Here is a 19,851-nt window from a genome sequence, read left to right as displayed (position 1 = left end):
AGGAGGGTGGGTATGCGCACGGAACTCTTCCACCCCGGCCGGGACGAGATCTCCCTGGACCGGGTGCTGCACGCGCTGAGTGATCCGATCCGGCGCGACATCGCCAGGGTGCTGCACGAGGAAGGCTCGCGGGTCTGCGGGCAACTGGAGTATCCCATCGCGAAGTCCACGCTCTCGCACCATCTGAAGGTGCTGCGCGAGTCCGGGGTCATGCACACCGAGGTCCGGGGCACCACGCGCGTCATCACCCTCCGCCGCGACGACATCGACACCCGTTTCCCGGGGCTGCTCGACGCGGTCCAGGTGACGGCCCCGGCCGCGACCCTCTCACTGGCCTGACGGATGGCCCGGTTCCTCCCCTCGAGCCAGCGTTCGGGGGCATCCCGGGACCCGTTCGGGTCACGTCCGGCCGGAGCGGGTTCCCAGGGGTCCTGATCCCGGGACGATGCGGCGAGGATCGTCGCACGCCGTCCCGGGAGGACCCCTTTGAGCACACGCGCAGTCGTCCTGGGCGCGACGGCCGTCCTGCTGGCCGCCTCGGCCACCGCCCTGCCCGTCCAGGCCGCCCCCGCCCCCGCCGCACCGGGCCTGACCTGGAAGGACTGCGGCACCGACGACTATCCGGCCCTCCAGTGCGCGTCCCTGAAGGTCCCGCTGGACCACGCGCGGCCCGCCGGGCGGCAGATCTCGCTCGCCCTGTCCCGCGTCCCGCACACGGGCAAGACCTCCGAAGGCCCCCTGCTGGTCAACCCCGGCGGCCCCGGCGGCAGCGGTCTCGGCCTCGCCGGTTTCGTCGCCTCCGCGCTGCCCGCCAAGGTGGCCGCGCGGTACGACGTCATCGGGTTCGACCCGCGCGGCGTCGGCAAGAGCACCCCGGCGCTGAACTGCGCCCCGGACCACTTCGCGCCGGTACGCCCGGACACCGTCCCGGCCACCCCCGAGCTGGAGCGGCGGAACCTGGACCGGGTGCGGTCCTTCGCCGCCGCCTGCGGCAAGGCGCACGCGGACGTGCTGCCGTACATCGACACCGTCTCCGCCGCCCGCGACCTGGAGTCGGTCCGCGCGGCCCTGGGCGCCGAGCGCCTCAGCTACCTGGGCTACTCGTACGGCACCTACCTGGGCGCGGTCTACGCCAAGCTCTTCCCGGCGCGGGTGCACCGGCTGGTGCTGGACTCGATCGTGAACCCGACCGGCGTCTGGTACGAGGACAACCTCACCCAGGACCACGCCTTCGACGCCCGCCACAAGGCCCTGATGGCGTGGATCGCCGGGCACGACGAGGCGTACGGCCTGGGCACCGACCCCGCGCGGATCGAGGCCGACTGGTACACGATGCGGGCCGCGCTGGCGAAGGACCCGGCGGACGGCAAGGTGGGCGCCGCCGAGCTGGAGGACACCTACATGCCGGGCGGCTACTACGACGGCTACTGGCCCTACCTCGCCGAGGCGTTGGCCTCCTGGGTGCATGACAAGGACACCGGGCCGCTGGAGCAGGCGTACCGGAACTTCGCCGCCGTCGACGCGGGCGGCGACAACAACTACAGCGTCTACACGGCTGTCCAGTGCCGGGACGCGGCCTGGCCGCGCGACTGGCGCCGCTGGTCGCGGGACACCTGGGCGGCCCACCGCAAGTCGCCCTTCATGACCTGGAACAACGCCTGGTACAACGCGCCCTGCGCGTTCTGGCCGACGCCGCCGCGCGAGCCGGTCAACATCGCCAACGGCAAGCTCCCTCCGGCCCTGCTCTTCCAGGCGACGGACGACGCGGCCACCCCTTACTCGGGCGGCCTGCTGACCCACCGTCTGCTGGCCCGCTCCAGCCTGGTGGTCGAGCAGGGCGGCGGCAACCACGGCCTCACCCTCACCGGGAACTCCTGCCTGGACGACCACCTCACCGCCTACCTCACCGACGGCACCGTCCCCCATGGCCGCGGCGAGGTGGACGCGGTGTGCGACAGGTCCCCCGCCCCGAAGCCCCTGGACGCGAGGACGGCACCCGCCGCTTCGAAGGGCTCCACCCTCCACGGACTGCTCGGCTTCCGCCGCTGACGGCCCCGCCGGTGCCCGCCCGTCCGGCGGGCACCGGAAAATCCAGGGGCGCCGACCCGTCTTCCTCCTTAGGCTCTCCGCCATGGACACGCTCAGCATCCGCCCGATGACCCTCTCCGACTGCGACCGGGTGGCCGAGATCCGGGTGGCGGGCTGGCGGCACGCCTACCGGGGGCTGATGCCGCAGGCGGATCTCGACGAGCTGAGCGTCGCGGCGGACGCCGAACGCCGTCGGGCCCACTTCACGCGCACCGACGACCCCACCACCCACCTGGTCGCCGAACGCGCGGGCCAAGTCGTCGGCTGGGCCTCGACCGGACCGTACCGGGACGGTGAAACCCGCACCGAGGAAGCCGAGTTGTACGCGCTCTACGCCGATCCCGACCACATCGGGACCGGCGTCGGACGGGCGCTGCTCACCGAGGCGCTCGCCCGCACCGCCGACCGGCCGCGCATGCTGCTCTGGGTCCTGCGCGACAACACCCGCGCCCGCCGCTTCTACGAGCGGGCGGGCTTCCGGCCGGACGGCGCCGAGGACGGCACGTCGGTCCCGGAGGTGCGGTACGCGCGGCCTCAACTCCGTTGCTGCTGACGTGGGATGCGGCCCAGTGCCGTCGTCGCCGCCTCCGCCAGGAGCGGGTGGGCCAGGGCCTCCGTCAGGACGCGCTTCGCTCTCGGGTCGGCCAGGGTGCCGAGGCCGTCCACGCAGGCGAGCGCGACCCGGCGGTAGGGATCGTGCGGGCGCAGCCGGCGTTCGAGGGTGGTGATGAGGGCCGGGACGGACTCGGGGGCGCGCAGGCGGACCAGGAGGCGTACCGGCTGCAGGGCGTAGGCGACGCGGAGTTCGTTGGTGGCGAGGGCGGCGGCCGCGCGGGCGGTGCGCGGGTCGCCGAGGGCGGCCAGCGCGTCGGCGGCCGCGGCGCAGCGCGGTGGGTCGCGGTGGTTGAGGAGCAGCACCAGGGACTCGAACGCCCGTCGGTCCCCGGCGACTCCGAGCCGGTACGCGGCCAACTCCCTGGCCCACAAAGGCTGTCCGGGCGCGGTGAGTACGTCGGCCAGCTCGTCGTGATCTCCGGTGCCCACCAGCCTCTCGTACGCGGACCCGCCCCGCGACTCCTGCCGTAAGCGTTCGGTGAGCACTCGCAACTCTTCGTCCACACACCCAGCGTAGGCGCGCGATGACGGGAGAGGGAGGTACATCACAAAGCCGAGTTGGCGTCCGCCACTGGCGCGCTCGTTACTCACTGGTTAAGCTCAGACGAGCGAGTTACCCACTCGCGCTTCGGCTGGCGACGGTCTGGTGACGCAACCGTCGAGAGCACGACCCGGCTCCGGGACAGGGCCGGTCGGCAAGTTGGACCGTCCTGGGCGTGTGCGCGCCCGACATGACGGCACCGGGCGTGTGCGCTTCGCGGCCCGGCAACACCCGCATCCCCGCGCTCAGTCGCGTGTGCGTTCACGCGTCCGGCGCGTTCCCTCGTCGTCACCACTCTTCCTGGAGTTCCGCGATGGCCACTCCCCTGTCCCACACCCCTCCCTCAACACTCCGCAACGTCGCCGTGGTCGGCCTCGGCACCATGGGCACCGGTCTCACCGAGGTCCTGGCGCGAGCCGGTCGCCAGGTGGTCGGCATCGACATCGACGCCTCGCAGGCCGCCCGGTGCGTCCAGGCGCTGGAGACCTCCACCGCCCGTGCCGTCGAGCGCGGTCGGCTCACCGAGTCCGAGCGGGCGGCCCTGCTGGACCGGGTCACCACCTCCACCGACCTCGCCGCGGCGGCCGACGCCGACCTCGTGATCGAGGTGGCCCCGGAGTCGTACGAGATCAAGCAGCAGATCCTCTCCGAACTCGACCGCGTGGTGCGGCCGGAGACCATCCTGGCCACCGGCACCAACGCGCTGTCGGTCACCCGGCTCGCCGCCGGCTCGGACCACCCCGAGCGCGTCCTCGGCCTGCACTTCTTCAACCCGGTGCAGGCGATGAAGCTGGTGGAGGTGGTGTCCTCGGTGCTGACCGCGCCACAGGCGGTCACCGCCGTCACCGACCTCGCGGTGGAGCTGGGCAAGGAGCCCGTCGCGGTCGGTGACCGCCCCGGATTCGTCGCGGACGGCCTGCTGTTCGGCTATCTGAACCAGGCCGCCGCGATGTACGAGGCGCGGTACGCCTCCCGCGAGGACATCGACGCGGCGATGCGGCTGGGCTGCGGCCTGCCGATGGGCCCGCTCGCCCTGCTGGACCTGATCGGCGTGGACACCGCCCGCCGGGTCCTGGAGGCGATGTACGCCGAGTCCCGCGACCGGCTGCACGCCCCGGCCCCGATCCTGAAGCAGCTCAGCCAGGCGGGCCTGACCGGCCGCAAGGCGGGCCGCGGCTTCTACACCTACGCGGCTCCGGGCAGCGCCGAGACCGTCCCGGACGCCCTCACCCCGGCCCCCGGCGACGCCGCGACGGCGGGCCGTACGGTGCGCTCGGTGGGCGTGGCCGGGTCGGGCACGATGGCGTCGGGCATCGCGGAGGTGTTCGCCAAGGCCGGGTTCGAGGTGATCCTGGCCGCGCGCAGCGAGGAGAAGGCGCAGGCCGCCAAGGCCCGCGTCGGCAAGTCGCTGGACCGCTCGGTCGCCAAGGGCCGCCTGACCGCCGAGTCGGCGGCCGGGATGCTGGAGCGGATCACCCCGGCGGGCGGTTACGAGGCGTTCGCCGACGTCGACCTGGCCGTGGAGGCCGTCGCGGAGGACCTGGACGTCAAGCGGCAGCTCTTCCAGGCGCTGGACAAGGTCTGCAAGCCGGGCGCGGTGCTGGCCACCACCACCTCCTCGCTGCCCGTCGTGGCCTGCGCCCGCGCCACCTCGCGTCCGCAGGACGTGATCGGCATGCACTTCTTCAACCCGGCCCCGGCCATGAAGCTGGTGGAGGTGGTGCGCACGGTGCTCACCGCCGACGACACCCACGCCACCGTCCGCGAGGTCTGCGCCCGCCTCGGCAAGCACCCGGTGGACTGCGGCGACCGGGCGGGCTTCATCGTGAACGCGCTGCTGTTCCCGTACCTGAACAACGCGATCAAGATGGTCGAGGAGCACTACGCGACCCTGGACGACATCGACGCGGCGATGCGGCTGGGCGGCGGCTACCCGATGGGCCCGTTCGAACTGCTGGACGTGGTCGGTCTCGACGTCTCGCTGGCCATCGAGAAGGTGCTGCACCGCGAGTTCCGCGACCCGGGTCTCGCCCCGGCGCCGCTGCTGGAGCACCTGGTGGCGGCGGGCTGCCTGGGCCGCAAGACCGGCCGGGGCTTCCGCGAGTATGCCCGCCGCTGACGGCGACGGTTTCCGGGACGGACCGGAGTGGGGCGGGCTGCTCGAACCGGGCGGCCTCACCCCGCCCGGCCGGGCCCCCGCCCGCTCCGGGGACGAGGAGGGCCTCCCGGCACCCGCGCGTGGGACGGCGTCGATGCAGTACGTTCGGGTCATGTCCCAGCCCGTCAGGTCCTCACGTACATCCGCCGCCTCCGACGCCCCGGAGAGCGCCGTGGGCGGTCGCGCCGCCGCCCAGCGGCTGAAGATGCGCCGGGAACTGGCGGCGGCCGCGATGGAGCTCTTCGCGTCCAAGGGGTACGAGGCGACCACGGTCGACGAGATCGCCGCGGCGGCCGGGGTCGCCCGCCGCACCTTCTTCCGCCACTTCCGCTCCAAGGAAGAGGCGATCTTCCCCGACCACGACGACACCCTGATCCGGGCCGAGGCGGTGCTCAACGCGGCCCCGGCGCACGAGCATCCGCTCGACACCGTGTGCCGCGGGATCAAGGAAGTCATGAAGATGTACGCGGCCCAGCCGGAGATCTCGGTGGCCCGCTACCGGCTGACCCGCGAGGTGCCGACGCTGCGCGAGGCGGAGATCGCCTCGGTGGCCCGCTACGAGCGGCTGTTCACCCGCTATCTGCTGGGCCACTTCGACGAGCGGGCACACGCGGACGACGCCAACGACGACCCGCTGCTGGCCGAGGTCGCCGCGTCCGCCGTGGTCACCGCGCACAACCACGTCCTGCGGCGCTGGCTGCGGGCGGACGGCCAGGGCGAGGTGGAGGCGCAGCTCGACCACGCCTTCGCCATCGTCCGCCGGACCTTCGGCACCGGTATCGGCGCCGGCCGGAGCACGGCCGCCGCCCCGGCCCCGGCGACGGTCTCCGCGCACGGCGAGGTGCTGGTGACGGTCGCCCGCACCGACGCCCCGCTGGACGAGGTCATGCGGACCATCGAGCAGGCGCTCAAGGAGCGCTGAGCACGCGCCTCCCGCCGCGACGACGGCGCTGTGACGACGGCCACCCTTCGGGGTGGCCGTTTTGCCATGTCCGGGCCCGTTTTTGGGCGCCTTCCGGAGCCCGTTCGATCGATCATCGCTCATTTGTTACGTAAAGATTTCATGTGAGGGGAAGTTCTGGCACTCAGTGCCTTGCCGCCTGACACGCGGTGTCATACGTTGAGAGTGTCCGGACGGCCGGCGCGTAGCGAAATCCCGCGCGTCGGCTGTCCCCGCAAGCCACCCGGCTCGCGCGTCCGGACGCCTGCGTCACAGGCAACCTCCCGCGCCACAAAGCGCCGCCGAAGCATCCGCCGCCCACAGACGGCACACCCCTCACATCCCCGAGCGCACTTCCCGCACCGACGAAACCCCAGCGCCCCTCCCTCAGGGCGCTCACCGCCGGAGGCAATACCGTGACCGTGAAGGACATCCTCGCCGCGATCCAGTCGCAGGACGCCACGTCCGCCGACTTCGCCGCCATCCCGCTGCCCGAGTCGTACCGCGCGATCACCGTGCACAAGGACGAGACGGAGATGTTCGCGGGCCTCGAGACCCGCGACAAGGACCCCCGCAAGTCCACCCACCTCGACGAGGTGCCGCTGCCCGAGCTGGGCCCGGGCGAGGCCCTGGTGGCCGTCATGGCCTCCTCGGTGAACTACAACTCGGTGTGGACCTCGATCTTCGAGCCGCTGTCCACCTTCGGGTTCCTGGAGCGCTACGGCCGCACCAACGAGCTGGCCAAGCGGCACGACCTGCCGTACCACATCATCGGCTCCGACCTCGCGGGCGTCGTCCTGCGCACCGGCCCCGGCGTCAACGCCTGGAAGCCCGGTGACGAGGTCGTCGCGCACTGTCTGTCCGTCGAGATGGAGTCCTCCGACGGCCACAACGACACGATGCTCGACCCCGAGCAGCGCATCTGGGGCTTCGAGACCAACTTCGGCGGACTGGCGGAGATAGCCCTCGTCAAGTCCAACCAGCTGATGCCGAAGCCCGGCCACCTGAGCTGGGAGGAGGCCGCCGCCCCCGGTCTGGTCAACTCCACCGCCTACCGCCAGCTCGTCTCCAAGAACGGCGCCGGGATGAAGCAGGGCGACAACGTGCTGATCTGGGGCGCCAGCGGCGGCCTCGGCTCGTACGCCACCCAGTTCGCCCTCGCCGGCGGCGCCAACCCGATCTGTGTCGTCTCCAGCGACCAGAAGGCCGACATCTGCCGCTCGATGGGCGCCGAGGCGATCATCGACCGCAACGCCGAGGGCTACAAGTTCTGGAAGGACGAGCAGACCCAGGACCCCAAGGAGTGGAAGCGCTTCGGCAAGCGCATCCGCGAGCTGACCGGCGGCGAGGACATCGACATCGTCTTCGAGCACCCCGGCCGCGAGACCTTCGGCGCCTCCGTCTTCGTCACCCGCAAGGGCGGCACCATCACCACCTGCGCCTCGACCTCGGGCTACATGCACGAGTACGACAACCGCTACCTGTGGATGTCGCTCAAGCGCATCATCGGCTCCCACTTCGCCAACTACCGCGAGGCGTGGGAGGCCAACCGCCTGATCGCCAAGGGCAAGATCCACCCGACGCTGTCCAAGGTGTACTCCCTGGAGGACACCGGCCAGGCCGCGTACGACGTGCACCGCAACCTCCACCAGGGCAAGGTCGGCGTGCTGTGCCTGTCCCCCGAGGAGGGCCTCGGCGTCCGCGACGCCGAGCTGCGCGCCGAGCACATCGACGCGATCAACCGCTTCCGGAACGTCTGAGGAGCGAACCGTGACAGAGCGTCAGGCGCCGCAGGCGCGCCAGAAGGACCGTCCGTGGCTCATGCGGACCTACGCCGGGCACTCGACGGCGGAGGCGTCCAACGAGCTGTACCGGCGCAACCTCGCCAAGGGCCAGACCGGTCTGTCGGTGGCGTTCGACCTGCCCACCCAGACCGGCTACGACGCCGACCACATCCTCGCCCGCGGCGAGGTCGGCCGGGTCGGCGTGCCCGTCTCGCATCTGGGTGACATGCGCAGGCTGTTCCAGGACATCCCCCTGGACCAGATGAACACCTCGATGACGATCAACGCGACCGCCATGTGGCTGCTGGCGCTCTACCAGGTCGTCGCCGAGGAGCAGGGTGTCGACATCACCCGGCTCCAGGGCACGACACAGAACGACATCGTCAAGGAGTACCTCTCGCGCGGGACGCACGTCTTCCCGCCGGGACCCTCGCTCCGGCTGACGACCGACATGATCGCGTACACGGTCTCCCACATCCCCAAGTGGAACCCGATCAACATCTGCAGCTACCACCTGCAGGAGGCCGGGGCCACGCCGGTCCAGGAGATCGCGTACGCCATGTCCACCGCGATCGCGGTGCTGGACGCCGTGCGCGACTCCGGGCAGGTGCCCGAGGAGCGCATGGGCGACGTGGTGGCCCGGATCTCCTTCTTCGTCAACGCGGGCGTCCGCTTCGTCGAGGAGATGTGCAAGATGCGGGCGTTCGGCCGCATCTGGGACCAGGTCTGCCGCGAGCGGTACGGCATCGAGAACCCCAAGCAGCGCCGGTTCCGCTACGGCGTCCAGGTCAACTCGCTCGGCCTGACCGAGGCACAGCCGGAGAACAACGTCCAGCGGATCGTGCTGGAGATGCTGGCCGTCACCCTCTCCAAGGACGCCCGCGCGCGTGCCGTGCAGCTCCCCGCCTGGAACGAGGCGCTGGGCCTGCCCCGGCCCTGGGACCAGCAGTGGTCGCTGCGCATCCAGCAGGTACTGGCCCACGAGAGCGACCTGCTGGAGTACGAGGACATCTTCGCCGGCAGCCACGTCATCGAGGAGAAGGTGGCCGCCCTGGTCGACAACTCCTTCGCCGAGATGGCCCGGATCGAGGAGATGGGCGGCGCGATGGCCGCCGTCGAATCGGGTTATCTCAAGGCCCAGTTGGTGGCCTCGCACGCAGAGCGGCGGGCGCGGATCGAGTCGGGCGACGAGAAGATCATCGGCGTCAACATCTACGAGACCACCGAGCCGAACCCGCTCACCGCCGACCTGGACACCGCGATCCAGACGGTCGACCCGGCCGTCGAGAACCGGGTGATCGAGGCCCTGGGCACCTGGCGGGACACCCGCTACCAGCCGCCCTTCAACCACCCGCGCCCCTGCAAGGCGCTGGAGAAGCTGAAGGAGGCCGCGAAGGGCACCGCCAACCTCATGGAGGCCACCCTGGAGTGCGCCCGCGCCGGTGTCACCACCGGCGAGTGGGCGGGGGCGCTGCGCGAGGTGTTCGGCGAGTACCGGGCGCCCACCGGCGTCTCCTCCGCCCCCGTGGCGGTCCCCGCCGAGGCGGGCTCCGCGATGGCCGGGGTGCGGGCGCGGGTGGACGCCACCGCCCGTGACCTGGGCGTGGGCAAGCTGCGCTTCCTGGTCGGCAAGCCGGGCCTGGACGGGCACTCCAACGGCGCCGAGCAGATCGCCGTACGCGCCCGTGACGCCGGGTTCGAGGTGGTCTACCAGGGCATCCGGCTGACCCCGGAGCAGATCGTGGACGCGGCCCTCGCCGAGGACGTGCACGCGGTCGGCCTGTCCATCCTGTCCGGCTCGCACGCCCAGCTGGTGCCGGACGTGCTGGACCGGCTGCGCGAGGCCGGGGCGCACGACATCCCGGTCATCGCGGGCGGGATCATCCCGAACGCGGACGCCGAACTGCTGAAGTCGGCGGGTGTGGCGGCCGTGTTCACCCCGAAGGACTTCGACATCACCGGAATCATCGGCCGTATCGTCGACGAGATCCGCACAGCGAACAAGCTCGACCCCCTGGAGGTCCCCGCATGACCGTCAACCGTCTGCGTCCACGCCGTTCCTGTCTGGCGGTGCCGGGGAGCAACCCGCGGTTCCTGGAGAAGGCGCAGGGTCTCCCCGCCGACCAGGTCTTCCTGGACCTGGAGGACGCGTGCGCGCCGCTCGCCAAGCCGGAGGCGCGGCACACCATCGTCAAGTTCCTCAACGAGGGTGACTGGACGGGCAAGACGCGGGTCGTGCGGGTCAACGACTGGACGACCGAGTGGACGTACCGCGACGTCGTGACGGTGGTCGAGGGCGCCGGTCCCAACCTGGACTGCATCATGCTGCCCAAGGTGCAGAACGCCCAGCAGATCGTCGCCCTGGACCTGCTGCTGACGCAGATCGAGAAGACGATGGGCTTCGAGGTCGGCCGGATCGGCATCGAGGCCCAGATCGAGAACGCGCAGGGCCTGAACAACGTCAACGAGATCGCGCAGGCGTCCCCGCGCATCGAGACGATCATCTTCGGCCCGGCCGACTTCATGGCGTCGATCAACATGAAGTCGCTGGTCGTGGGCGAGCAGCCGCCGGGCTACCCGGCGGACGCCTACCACTACATCCTGATGAAGATCCTGATGGCCGCCCGCGCCAACGACCTCCAGGCGATCGACGGCCCCTACCTCCAGATCAAGAACGTCGACGGCTTCCGCGAGGTGGCCGGCCGCGCCGCCGCGCTCGGCTTCGACGGCAAGTGGGTGCTGCACCCCGGCCAGGTGGAGGCCGCCAACGAGGTGTTCTCCCCCTCGCAGGAGGACTACGACCACTCCGAGCTGATCCTGGACGCCTACGAGTACTGCACCTCGGAGGCGGGCGGCAAGAAGGGTTCGGCGATGCTCGGCGACGAGATGATCGACGAGGCCAGCCGCAAGATGGCCCTGGTCATCGCGGGCAAGGGCCGCGCGGCCGGGATGCGGCGGACGACCAAGTTCGAGATTCCGGAGGCGTGAGCATGCAGTTCGGGCGCACCTACGAGGAGTTCGAGGTCGGGGCCGTCTACAAGCACTGGCCCGGCAAGACGGTCACCGAGTACGACGACCACCTCTTCTGCCTCCTCACCATGAACCACCACCCGCTCCACATGGACGCCAACTACGCCGAGAGCACCACGGACTTCGGCAAGAACGTGGTGGTCGGCAACTACATCTACTCGCTGCTGCTCGGCATGTCGGTGCCGGACGTGTCCGGCAAGGCGATCGCCAACCTGGAGATCGAGTCGCTGAAGCACGTGGCGCCGACCTTCCACGGCGACACGATCTACGGCGAGACGACCGTGCTCGACAAGTGGCCGTCGAAGTCGAAGAACGACCGCGGGATCGTGCACGTGGAGACCAAGGGCTACAAGCAGGACGGCACCCTGGTGTGCGTCTTCCGCCGCAAGGTCATGGTGCCGACCGAGACGTACATCAAGGAGCGCGGCGGCGAGCAGCCCGGCCGCCCGGAGCTCAAGGAGCAGGTGAAGTAGATGGCGCGCCTCGCCCAGACCGCCGGTCTGACGGACATCCAGCGGGAGATCCTCTCCACCGTCCGCGACTTCGTGGACAAGGAGATCATCCCGGTCGCCACCGAGCTGGAGCACCGCGACGAGTACCCGCAACAGATCGTGGACGGCCTGAAGGAACTGGGCCTCTTCGGTCTGATGATCCCCGAGGAGTACGGGGGTCTGGGCGAGTCGCTGCTCACCTACGCGTTGTGCGTGGAGGAGATCGCCCGGGGCTGGATGTCGGTCTCCGGCATCATCAACACGCACTTCATCGTGGCGTACATGCTCAAGCAGCACGGCACGCAGGAGCAGAAGGACCACTTCCTGCCGCGCATGGCGGCGGGCGACATCCGGGGCGCGTTCTCGATGTCGGAGCCGGCCCTCGGCTCGGACGTGTCGGCCATCACGTCCAAGGCGGTGAAGGACGGCGAGGAGTACGTCCTCAACGGCCAGAAGATGTGGCTGACGAACGGCGGGACCTCGTCCCTGGTGGCCGTTCTGGTCCGGAGTGACGAAGGACACCCCGAGGGCACCGCGCCGCACAAGTCCATGACGACCTTCCTGGTGGAGAAGGAGCCCGGCTTCGGCGAGGTCCGGCCCGGTCTCACCATCCCCGGCAAGATCGACAAGATGGGGTACAAGGGCGTCGACACCACCGAGCTGATCATGGACGGTCTGCGGGTGCCCGCGGACCGGGTGCTCGGCGGCGTCACGGGCCGGGGTTTTTACCAAATGATGGACGGCGTCGAGGTCGGCCGCGTCAACGTCGCGGCGCGTGGCTGCGGTGTCGCCCAGCGCGCCTTCGAACTGGGCGTCCAGTACGCCCAGCAGCGGCACACCTTCGGCAAGCAGATCGCCCAGCACCAGGCCATCCAGTTCAAGCTGGCCGAGATGGCGACCAAGGTCGAGGCGGCGCATGCGATGATGGTGAACGCCGCACGCAAAAAGGACTCCGGGGAGCGAAACGACCTGGAGGCCGGAATGGCCAAGTACCTGGCCTCCGAGTACTGCAAGGAGGTCGTCGAGGACGCCTTCCGCATCCACGGCGGCTACGGCTTCTCCAAGGAGTACGAGATCGAGCGCCTGTACCGCGAGGCGCCGATGCTGCTGATCGGCGAGGGTACCGCCGAGATCCAGAAAATGATCATCGGCCGCCGACTGCTCGAAGAGTATCGATTCCAGGGCTGATTGTCCCGAGACGGGGTGTTTTCTCCGAGAAGAAGATCACACCCCGTCGACACTCTTCGGCCGCCGACTCGGCTTCCTGGCTTGCCCAGTTGCGCCCCGCGCCCGGTACGATCCCCGGAAAGCCGCCGTCCCCCGTCATTGCGCGGCATCATCCGCTACGAAGGTCATCCATGCCCCACAGCCAAACCTCTGCACCCAGCGACAGCCGAGCCGGCGGCGTACGCCTCGCGCGCGGAGCATCGCCGTGGCTCCTCCCGACCGTCGCCACCGCGGCCCTCAGCCTGGCACGCTCCCGCCGCTCGGGCGTCGCCAAGGCCGTCGCCGTGCCCGCCACCGCTCTCGCGGCGGGCATGCTGTGGTTCTTCCGCGACCCCGAGCGCGAGATCGCCACGGGCCGCGTCATCTCGCCCGCCGACGGTGTGGTGCAGAGCATCATGCCCTGGAAGGACGGCCGCACCCGCGTAGCCATCTTCATGAGCCCGCTCAATGTCCACGTCAACCGCGCGCCCCTCTCGGGCACCGTGACGTCGGTCGAGCACATCCCCGGCGGCTTTGTTCCGGCTTTCAACAAGGAGAGCGAGAACAACGAGCGCGTAGTCTGGCATTTCGACACCGAACTCGGCGACATCGAGATGATCCAGATCGCGGGCGCGGTGGCCCGTCGCATCGTGCCCTACATCCCGGAGGGCACGAAGGTCGAGCAGGGCGACCGCATCGGCCTGATCCGCTTCGGCTCGCGTGTCGACCTCTACCTGCCGGAGGGCGTGGAGGTCGACGTCGAGGTCGGTCAGAAGACCGTGGCTGGGGTGACTCGCATTGACCGTGATTGATCCAGAGACACAGGCGGGCTGGGTGCCCGAGGCCGACGAGGCGGGCGACGAGGAGGAGATGCCCCTCTCTATGCGCCTGTCGATAGCGGACACGCTGACGCTCGGCAACGCGACCTGCGGCTTCATGGCGGTGTACTTCACCACCACCGGCATCCTGATCCCGCACCTCACCGGCAGCCAGGAATCCGGCATGGCCCGCCACAGCGCGGCCACGGCGGTCATCCTGATGCTCTGCGCGGCGGTCTTCGACCTGTTCGACGGGCTGGTGGCGCGCAAGCTGCGTTCCTCCCCGATGGGCGCGGAGCTGGACAACCTCTCCGACCTGATCAGCTTCGGCCTGGCCCCGGCGTACTTCGTCCTCGTCTACGGCATGGTCGCGGACGACGCGCACCAGCGGGTGGCGGCACTCGGGGCGATCGTGGTGCTGCTCGCCGTCGTCCTGCGGCTCGCGCGGTTCTCCTGCGTGACGCTGAAGGACGGCATGTTCCAGGGCATGCCCTCGCCGTTCGGCGCGCTGACTGTCGTCTCCATCGTGCTGCTGGAGCTGCCGTTCCCGGCCACGCTGCTGGCCATCGTGGGCACCGCCTGGCTGATGGTGAGCCGGGTCGAGTACCCGAAGCCGCGCGGCCGCTCCGCCGGTGCCGTGCTCGGCTGGATCGTCCTCTCGATGGGTCTGCTGGCCGCTTGGGCCTTCGACGGACCGGGCGGGCAGCTCCTCCTTCAGGCGGGCTGCGCGCTCCAGCTGGTGATGGGCGCGGTGATCCCGCTGTTCGCCACGGCCCGCCGGGTGAACAACTTCCGCGACAACCGCCGGGAGGCCCGCGCGACGCAGCTGCCGTAGGGCGGACGCGGGCGGACGGCTTGGCTCGAGGGCCCCGGACCATTTGGTCCGGGGCCCTCGGTCTGTCCGGCTCCGGGTGGTGGGCCCGGCTTCAGGCCAGGTGCCGCTCCGCGATCCGGGAGGCGAGGCGTTCCAGCAGGGGGCCCGCCTGGGCGATGCAGACGGCGGGGTCGGGGTCCAGGGCGGTCAGGGGGTAGGCCGCGGCGATGCCGGCCCGGTGCAGGGTCTCTGGGGGCAGCGTCAGGCGGCCGCACACCGCGACGACCTCCTTGCCCGCGGCGCGGGCCGCCGCGGCCACCCCGGCGGGGGCCTTGCCCCGCAGGGTCTGTTCGTCCAGGGCGCCCTCGCCCGTGATGACCAGGTCGGCGCAGGCCAGGGCCGCGTCGAAGCCCAGGACGTCGAGCATGACCTCGATCCCGGCGCGGAAGCGGGCGCCGAGGAGGAGGGCCGCGTATCCGACACCACCCGCCGCGCCCGCGCCGGGCGCCGCCGCGAGGCCGGGCGCCAGGACGGCCGCGAGGTGGGTCAGGGCCGCGTCCAGGAGGGTCACGTCGGCCGGGGAGGCGCCCTTCTGCGGGCCGTAGACGGCGGCGGCGCCCTGCGGGCCGGTGAGGGGGTTGTCGACGTCGCTCGCCAGGACCAGGCCGACCGAGGCCAGCCGGGGGTCGAGGCCCGTCAGGTCGGCGTGGGCGAGGTCGGCGAGTCCGCCGCCGCCCGGCGCGACCGGCTCGCCCCGCGCGTCCAGGAACCGCGCGCCGAGCGCCGTGAGCATCCCGGTGCCGCCGTCCGTCGTGGCGCTCCCGCCGACCCCGAGGACGATCGTCCGGGCGCCCGAGTCCAGCGCGGCCCGCAGCAGCTCTCCCGAGCCGTGGGTGGAGGCGGTCAGCGGGGCGAGGGTCCCGGCCGGGAGGCGGCGCAGTCCGCTCGCCTCGGCCATCTCCACGACCGCGGTGTCCCCGCTTACCGCGAAGGCGGCGGTCACCGGATGCCCGAGCGGCCCGGCGACCCGTACCTCCCGGCGCTCGAACCCGGCCGCGAGGGCCGCGTCCACCGTGCCGTCCCCGCCGTCCGCCACGGGCAGCGTCTCGACCGCCACGCCCGGCACGGCCCGCCGCAGCCCGGCCGCCACATGGGCGGCGACCTCCGCGGCCGTCAGCGACCCCTTGAACTTGTCCGGGGCGACGAGCACCCCTCGGCCGACACCGTCCACCACTCCACGTCCCCTCACCGCTCGTCCGCCGCCCTGCGGGCCGACGCGGCTGCCACCCTAGGGTGTGTCCCCCACCCGCCCCTGACCGGCCCGGACACCACGACACCGGCCACACCGTCCTCCACGAGTCCCTCACCCGCCTGCCTTGGCTACCCTGCCTGGATGACCGCCTCTGACGACTTCGCCACGTACATCGCGGGTCTGCCGCGCGTCCTGTCCGCCGCCGCGACCCTGTTCCGGGACGCGGAGGGGCGGGTGCTGCTGGTCGAGCCGAACTACCGGGCGGGCTGGGGGCTGCCGGGCGGCACGATCGAGTCGGACGACGGTGAGACGCCCCGGCTGGGCGCGCGCCGCGAGACGCTGGAGGAGATCGGCCTGGACCGCGCGCCGGGCCGCCTGCTGGCCGTGGACTGGGTCCCGGTCCCCGGCCACATGCCGCTGGTCGCCTACCTCTACGACGGCGGCATCCTCACCGACGCCGACCTCAAGGCCATCCGCCTCCAGGAGGAGGAACTCCTCTCCTGGCGCCTGGTCCCCCGCACCGACCTCCCCGACCACCTGCCCCCGCCCCTGGGCCGCCGGGTGCTCGCCGCCCTGGACGCCCTGGAGGAGGGCGACGGTCCCGCGGAGCTGGAGAACGGGCACCGGGCGGCGGGATGAATCGCCTTCCGTGGAGCACTCCCCAAGTGAGATCATCGCGTGACTGTTCGAAGCACTGTTGGCGACATCCACGGGGGAGCGACTGTCGTTCGAAGCAGAGTGGGCACAGCTCAGGACCAGTGCCCTCGCGCGCCAGTCCTCGAGTACGCAGATCGATCACGTACCGGCCGACGGTGCGGGCGGCGCGAGTCCGGGCGTGAGCCTGGTGGCGGACGCCGGCTCGATCAACGGAACCCGAACCTATTGATCGAGATGGCCGGCTTTCTCCAGGACTACGCCTCCCGACTCATCGAGGCACGCAAGCTGGTATCCGAGCTCGCAGAAGGCTACGACAAGGCCGCCCTCGCCCTGACCGACTACGCGATCGCCCCAGGGATTGCCAAGGCGCACTACTCCAATGGCAAGGCCGACGAGCAGGCCCTCGCCGAGCTCATACACACCAAGGGCACCGCGATCACCCGCAACGCCCGAGAGGCCGAGCCGATGCGTCAGGGGGAGGACATGCGGGCCACCACGGACGTCATGGACTTCCTGGCCGAGGTGACCATGGACGTGGACGACATCCGCGAGGACGCCAACCGGCTGCACGACGCGGCCGGCGGTGACTTCCACCTGGCCAAAACGACGGAGCACGAGGCCCGCGAGCTGTGCCTTCACCGGCTGAAGCAGGCGTACACCCCCACCGCCGGGGACGGCCCTGTCTCGCCGACGCTCCAGAACATCCGCCTCCAGATCGCCGGCCTTCCCGGTGCAAGGGACAGTTACTGGGACCCGCCCGGGAACGGCGGGGAACGCGCCGACCGGATCTCGGCGAACAGGGAGATCATCAGGGCGGCGGCACGCAACTCGGGCCTTCCACCAGCCATGATCGCCGGCATCGCCTGGCAGGAGATCGGTGGTCAGCCGGGCATCCGCGACGACCTGACGGACACGATCCGCGAACAGGCCGACTCCCCGCTCAGCCCGATCGCCCCGGAGAGCCTGCCCTGGCGGCTCGCCGGCGATCCCGACAACACGTCTGTGGGGCCCATCGCCGTCCAAGTGCGCCGAGGCGCCGAGGTCTTGGGCCACGACCCGGACAACCTGACCGACCAACAGCGCAACGTGGTGAAGGACTCCCTCCAGGACCCGGCACAGAACATCTTCATCGCCTCCGAGTACCTGGCCCAGCTCAAGGCGGAGAGCGAGTTCGCCGACGTGCCCGCGGAGGAGATGACATCGGCTCAGTACCAGGAACTCGCCGCCCGCTACGACGGCGGCCCCTACTGGCAGGACAGCCAGGCCCAGGGATACGGGCGTGGCTTCATGAACAACCTGAACAACGCAAAGGGTGCGCTGCGCTGATGACCGACTCCCCGCACGAGCAAATCGACGACCGCGGTTGCCTCGTCATGGTGCTCGCCGTGCCGATCGTGCTGCTGACCCTCGTCTCCGCCTACTTCTGTTGGACCGCACTGACCATCCAGCCCTCTGGGGCGTGGGACGACGACGCGTACGCGGGGATCGTGCTGGCATGTGTGATGAGTGTCGCGGCGGCCGGGGTGGCGGCGGGGGTGTGGGTGTTGCCGGGGGTGCGACGGGTGTTGGGGTGGGGGTGGGTGGCGCCGGCGTTGATGCTGGGGGTGATCGCGGGGGTGCGGTGGGCGACAGGGGTGTGAGGCGGTTCCGTTGACCGAGCGGAATGGGAACGGCTTAGCCTCGGGGGCATGCTGATCCGACTGTCCCTGAAAATTGGGCTCTGGTCCGACTTCTGTGGTGTGCCTACTCCCTGTGACCGTTGATCTTGCTAGCCGTTCCGCCGGGTCGGGACGGGTGCACGGGTCCTACCTGCGGTTCCCCGCTGACCTCCCGGTGGTGGGACGGCGGGTGGTGCTGTGTCTTCGTGTCCGGCGCTTCAGGTGCGAAGACCTCGCCTGCGGGCGGCGCACGTTCGTCGAGCAGGTCGCGGGGCTGACCCGGCGGTACAGCCGGCGAACCGAACGCATGCGGTCGATGCCGGCCGAGGTCGGCCTCGCGTTGGCCGGCCGGGCTGGCGCCCGACTGGCCGACGTCTTCGGGGCGAGGGTCAGCCGGAATACGGTCCTGCGGCTGGTCGACGTCGAGACCCGCAGGCCGGTGGACCTGGGTCAGTCGCGGAACCGTCAGACCGGGCTCGACGACTTCAAGCCGTACCTGCACGAGCGATGGGCAGAGGGCTGCACGAACGCCTGGACCCTCTGGGAAGAGGTCAAGGCGCATGGCTACACCGGCGGCTACGGGGCCGTCCGTGCCTACCTCCAGCCGTGTCGCACATCCCCGACCGCACCTGTAGCTCGCCCTCCGTCCCCACGCACGGTCCCCGGATGGATCCTGACTCATCCCGACACCCTGCCGGAGCGCGCGTACCTGAAGCTCAAGTCCGTCCTCGCCGACTGCCACGAACTGGATGCTCTCACCGGGCACGTCCGCGCTTTCGGGAAGATGCTGACCCAGCTCCAGGGCGACCAGCTTCCGCGATGGACGGCGACGGTTCGGACCGACCACCTTCCCAGCCTCCACACTTTCGTCAAAGGCCTCGAACGGGACCTCGCCGCCGACACCGCCGGCCTCACGCTGCCCTGGAACTCCGGCATGGTCGAAGGCCACGTGAACCGGATCATGCTGTGGAATCAGCGATGTCAAGCCGTGCGCTTGTGCATCACGTCGAGGTAGTGCCGATCGCGGTGGGGAACGTGGTGGTCCCGGCCAGGCAGGCTGAACACAGCGCAGACCTCGGCCGGCTGGGTGAGGATGCTCGACTGCTCGCCGAAGGTCAGGACAGGGTTGACCTCGTGGTGGCAGCCAGCGGTGTCGAGGGCGGTGAGCAGTTCCTCGCGGAGCACGGTGGCCTCGAATGACTCGGAATCGGGCAGGACGAGAGGCGGGAGTTCGGCGGTCGAACCAGGCCAGAGGTCGATCCAGATGCCACTGACGGCCCGCTGCGTGACCACCAGTCGCAGCCCGTTCCAGGAGTAGGGGTAGCCGTCGATATCGGGCCCCATCATGATGTGGGCGGGGTGCGGGCGCCCCGGGCCGAGAAGGTCTTCAGCCTCGGTCAGGGGCATACCGCAATGAAGAGGGCCGATCCGGCCGGTTCGGGCGAAATCAACGAGCACGTTCATCAAGGTCACGGCAGTGACTTTGACACTCTCTTGGGCCTGTGCGCACTCCGATATCAGCGCGGTGCGGAGCCTGCCCCGCCCTGTCGGACGTCGACGAGCGGCAGAAGACGGGCTGTCGCCGTTTGTCGATGCAGTGCGTGGAGACGCGGCGGGCCCGGATGGCGAACAGCAGGTCGACGCGCGCGCCGGTGCGGCGGTCGGTGAACTTCGGCTGATCCGGGCGGACGGCCAGCTCGGCGAGCGGTCCCGTCTGATCTACGCGATCCGCGAGTACCGGGCCGCAAGGCCGAACCGAAGGGCTTCGGCTGGAAGGACTACCGCGACCTGGTCATCCG

19 protein-coding genes are annotated in these 19,851 nt (G+C 70.7%); 16 read left to right on the top strand and 3 right to left on the bottom strand.

Annotation, left to right across the window (positions count from 1 at the left end):
- Nucleotides 1-12 precede the first annotated feature (12 nt).
- From ACIPPM_RS02645 to ACIPPM_RS02635, 3 genes are all read left to right on the top strand, one after another.
- Nucleotides 13-339 (top strand): ArsR/SmtB family transcription factor, encoded by a 327-nt coding sequence (locus ACIPPM_RS02645; protein ID WP_401442186.1) that lies wholly within the window; start codon nt 13-15, stop codon nt 337-339.
- 147 nt (nt 340-486) lie between these two features.
- Nucleotides 487-2,049 carry an alpha/beta hydrolase gene (locus ACIPPM_RS02640; RefSeq protein WP_401442185.1) on the top strand — a complete coding sequence of 521 codons (1,563 nt, stop codon included), beginning with the start codon at nt 487-489 and terminating at the stop codon, nt 2,047-2,049.
- Between the two features lie 82 nt (nt 2,050-2,131).
- Nucleotides 2,132-2,641 carry a GNAT family N-acetyltransferase gene (locus ACIPPM_RS02635; RefSeq protein ID WP_401442184.1) on the top strand — a complete coding sequence of 170 codons (510 nt, stop codon included), beginning with the start codon at nt 2,132-2,134 and terminating at the stop codon, nt 2,639-2,641.
- On the opposite strand, the gene ACIPPM_RS02630 is transcribed toward ACIPPM_RS02635, so the two are convergent.
- Complete coding sequence (locus tag ACIPPM_RS02630; protein ID WP_401442182.1) at nt 2,623-3,207, bottom strand: adenylosuccinate lyase; 585 nt, start codon at nt 3,205-3,207, stop codon at nt 2,623-2,625. The genes ACIPPM_RS02635 and ACIPPM_RS02630 overlap by 19 nt on opposite strands.
- Nucleotides 3,208-3,557: 350 nt before the next feature.
- On the opposite strand from ACIPPM_RS02630, the gene ACIPPM_RS02625 reads away from it, so the two are divergent.
- The 9 genes from ACIPPM_RS02625 to pssA all read left to right on the top strand — a co-directional run bounded on the left by ACIPPM_RS02625 (nt 3,558) and on the right by pssA (nt 14,506).
- On the top strand, nt 3,558-5,363 hold the full coding sequence (locus tag ACIPPM_RS02625; RefSeq protein WP_401442180.1) for a 3-hydroxyacyl-CoA dehydrogenase family protein: 1,806 nt from the start codon (nt 3,558-3,560) through the stop codon (nt 5,361-5,363).
- Between the two features lie 133 nt (nt 5,364-5,496).
- On the top strand, nt 5,497-6,324 hold the full coding sequence (locus ACIPPM_RS02620) for a TetR family transcriptional regulator (RefSeq protein WP_401444143.1): 828 nt from the start codon (nt 5,497-5,499) through the stop codon (nt 6,322-6,324).
- Nucleotides 6,325-6,758: 434 nt separating this feature from the next.
- Nucleotides 6,759-8,102 carry a crotonyl-CoA carboxylase/reductase gene (gene ccrA / locus ACIPPM_RS02615; protein WP_401442179.1) on the top strand — a complete coding sequence of 448 codons (1,344 nt, stop codon included), beginning with the start codon at nt 6,759-6,761 and terminating at the stop codon, nt 8,100-8,102.
- Between the two features lie 10 nt (nt 8,103-8,112).
- On the top strand, nt 8,113-10,158 hold the full coding sequence (locus tag ACIPPM_RS02610; RefSeq protein WP_401442178.1) for a protein meaA: 2,046 nt from the start codon (nt 8,113-8,115) through the stop codon (nt 10,156-10,158).
- A complete protein-coding gene (locus ACIPPM_RS02605; protein ID WP_389002154.1) occupies nt 10,155-11,114 on the top strand; it encodes an HpcH/HpaI aldolase/citrate lyase family protein in 960 nt (319 codons plus the stop codon). Before ACIPPM_RS02610 ends, ACIPPM_RS02605 begins: the two co-directional genes overlap by 4 nt.
- 2 nt (nt 11,115-11,116) lie before the next feature.
- Nucleotides 11,117-11,629, top strand: coding sequence for a MaoC family dehydratase (locus ACIPPM_RS02600; RefSeq protein ID WP_030809541.1), 513 nt, complete (start codon nt 11,117-11,119; stop codon nt 11,627-11,629).
- Nucleotides 11,630-12,835, top strand: coding sequence for an acyl-CoA dehydrogenase family protein (locus ACIPPM_RS02595; RefSeq protein WP_389002157.1), 1,206 nt, complete (start codon nt 11,630-11,632; stop codon nt 12,833-12,835).
- Nucleotides 12,836-13,005: 170 nt separating this feature from the next.
- On the top strand, nt 13,006-13,665 hold the full coding sequence (locus ACIPPM_RS02590; RefSeq protein WP_401442176.1) for a phosphatidylserine decarboxylase: 660 nt from the start codon (nt 13,006-13,008) through the stop codon (nt 13,663-13,665).
- The gene (gene pssA / locus ACIPPM_RS02585) at nt 13,652-14,506 is read left to right on the top strand and encodes a CDP-diacylglycerol--serine O-phosphatidyltransferase (RefSeq protein ID WP_401442174.1); all 855 of its coding nucleotides are present in this window, start codon (nt 13,652-13,654) and stop codon (nt 14,504-14,506) included. The genes ACIPPM_RS02590 and pssA overlap by 14 nt, the downstream gene beginning before the upstream one ends.
- Nucleotides 14,507-14,597: 91 nt before the next feature.
- Here pssA and ACIPPM_RS02580 read toward each other — a convergent pair whose 3' ends face one another.
- Entirely contained in the window at nt 14,598-15,716 is a 1,119-nt protein-coding gene (locus tag ACIPPM_RS02580) for a glycerate kinase (RefSeq protein ID WP_401444141.1), read from the bottom strand.
- Between the two features lie 162 nt (nt 15,717-15,878).
- Between ACIPPM_RS02580 and ACIPPM_RS02575 the strand changes: the two genes are divergently transcribed.
- From ACIPPM_RS02575 to ACIPPM_RS02560, 4 genes are all read left to right on the top strand, one after another.
- Nucleotides 15,879-16,376 carry an NUDIX domain-containing protein gene (locus ACIPPM_RS02575; RefSeq protein ID WP_401442172.1) on the top strand — a complete coding sequence of 166 codons (498 nt, stop codon included), beginning with the start codon at nt 15,879-15,881 and terminating at the stop codon, nt 16,374-16,376.
- 252 nt (nt 16,377-16,628) lie between these two features.
- Nucleotides 16,629-17,720, top strand: coding sequence for a hypothetical protein (locus tag ACIPPM_RS02570; RefSeq protein ID WP_401442170.1), 1,092 nt, complete (start codon nt 16,629-16,631; stop codon nt 17,718-17,720).
- The gene (locus ACIPPM_RS02565) at nt 17,720-18,034 is read left to right on the top strand and encodes a hypothetical protein (RefSeq protein WP_401442168.1); all 315 of its coding nucleotides are present in this window, start codon (nt 17,720-17,722) and stop codon (nt 18,032-18,034) included. Before ACIPPM_RS02570 ends, ACIPPM_RS02565 begins: the two co-directional genes overlap by 1 nt.
- Nucleotides 18,035-18,146: 112 nt before the next feature.
- Nucleotides 18,147-19,067, top strand: a complete 921-nt coding sequence (locus ACIPPM_RS02560; protein ID WP_401442166.1) for a hypothetical protein — start codon at nt 18,147-18,149, stop codon at nt 19,065-19,067.
- Here ACIPPM_RS02560 and ACIPPM_RS02555 read toward each other — a convergent pair.
- Nucleotides 19,034-19,525 (bottom strand): hypothetical protein, encoded by a 492-nt coding sequence (locus ACIPPM_RS02555; RefSeq protein WP_401442165.1) that lies wholly within the window; start codon nt 19,523-19,525, stop codon nt 19,034-19,036. The two genes, ACIPPM_RS02560 and ACIPPM_RS02555, sit on opposite strands and share 34 nt — an antisense overlap.
- Between the last annotated feature and the right edge of the window lie 326 nt (nt 19,526-19,851).

This window comes from Streptomyces sp. NPDC090119, from assembly GCF_044747085.1.
Taxonomy (GTDB): domain Bacteria; phylum Actinomycetota; class Actinomycetes; order Streptomycetales; family Streptomycetaceae; genus Streptomyces.
The sequence above is the reverse complement of the archived record's forward strand: the minus strand, read 5'-3'. Positions and strand labels throughout refer to the sequence as shown.

Bases quoted from the DNA above. Each gene is read 5' to 3' on its own strand.
- ACIPPM_RS02645 (WP_401442186.1), top strand. From the start codon at position 13: ATGCGCACGGAACTCTTCCACCCCGGCCGGGACGAGATCTCCCTGGAC.
- ACIPPM_RS02635 (WP_401442184.1), top strand. From the start codon at position 2,132: ATGGACACGCTCAGCATCCGCCCGATGACCCTCTCCGACTGCGACCGG.
- ACIPPM_RS02625 (WP_401442180.1), top strand. From the start codon at position 3,558: ATGGCCACTCCCCTGTCCCACACCCCTCCCTCAACACTCCGCAACGTC.
- ACIPPM_RS02620 (WP_401444143.1), top strand. From the start codon at position 5,497: ATGCAGTACGTTCGGGTCATGTCCCAGCCCGTCAGGTCCTCACGTACA.
- ACIPPM_RS02605 (WP_389002154.1), top strand. From the start codon at position 10,155: ATGACCGTCAACCGTCTGCGTCCACGCCGTTCCTGTCTGGCGGTGCCG.
- ACIPPM_RS02600 (WP_030809541.1), top strand. From the start codon at position 11,117: ATGCAGTTCGGGCGCACCTACGAGGAGTTCGAGGTCGGGGCCGTCTAC.
- ACIPPM_RS02595 (WP_389002157.1), top strand. From the start codon at position 11,630: ATGGCGCGCCTCGCCCAGACCGCCGGTCTGACGGACATCCAGCGGGAG.
- ACIPPM_RS02590 (WP_401442176.1), top strand. From the start codon at position 13,006: ATGCCCCACAGCCAAACCTCTGCACCCAGCGACAGCCGAGCCGGCGGC.
- ACIPPM_RS02575 (WP_401442172.1), top strand. From the start codon at position 15,879: ATGACCGCCTCTGACGACTTCGCCACGTACATCGCGGGTCTGCCGCGC.
- ACIPPM_RS02570 (WP_401442170.1), top strand. From the start codon at position 16,629: ATGGCCGGCTTTCTCCAGGACTACGCCTCCCGACTCATCGAGGCACGC.
- ACIPPM_RS02565 (WP_401442168.1), top strand. From the start codon at position 17,720: ATGACCGACTCCCCGCACGAGCAAATCGACGACCGCGGTTGCCTCGTC.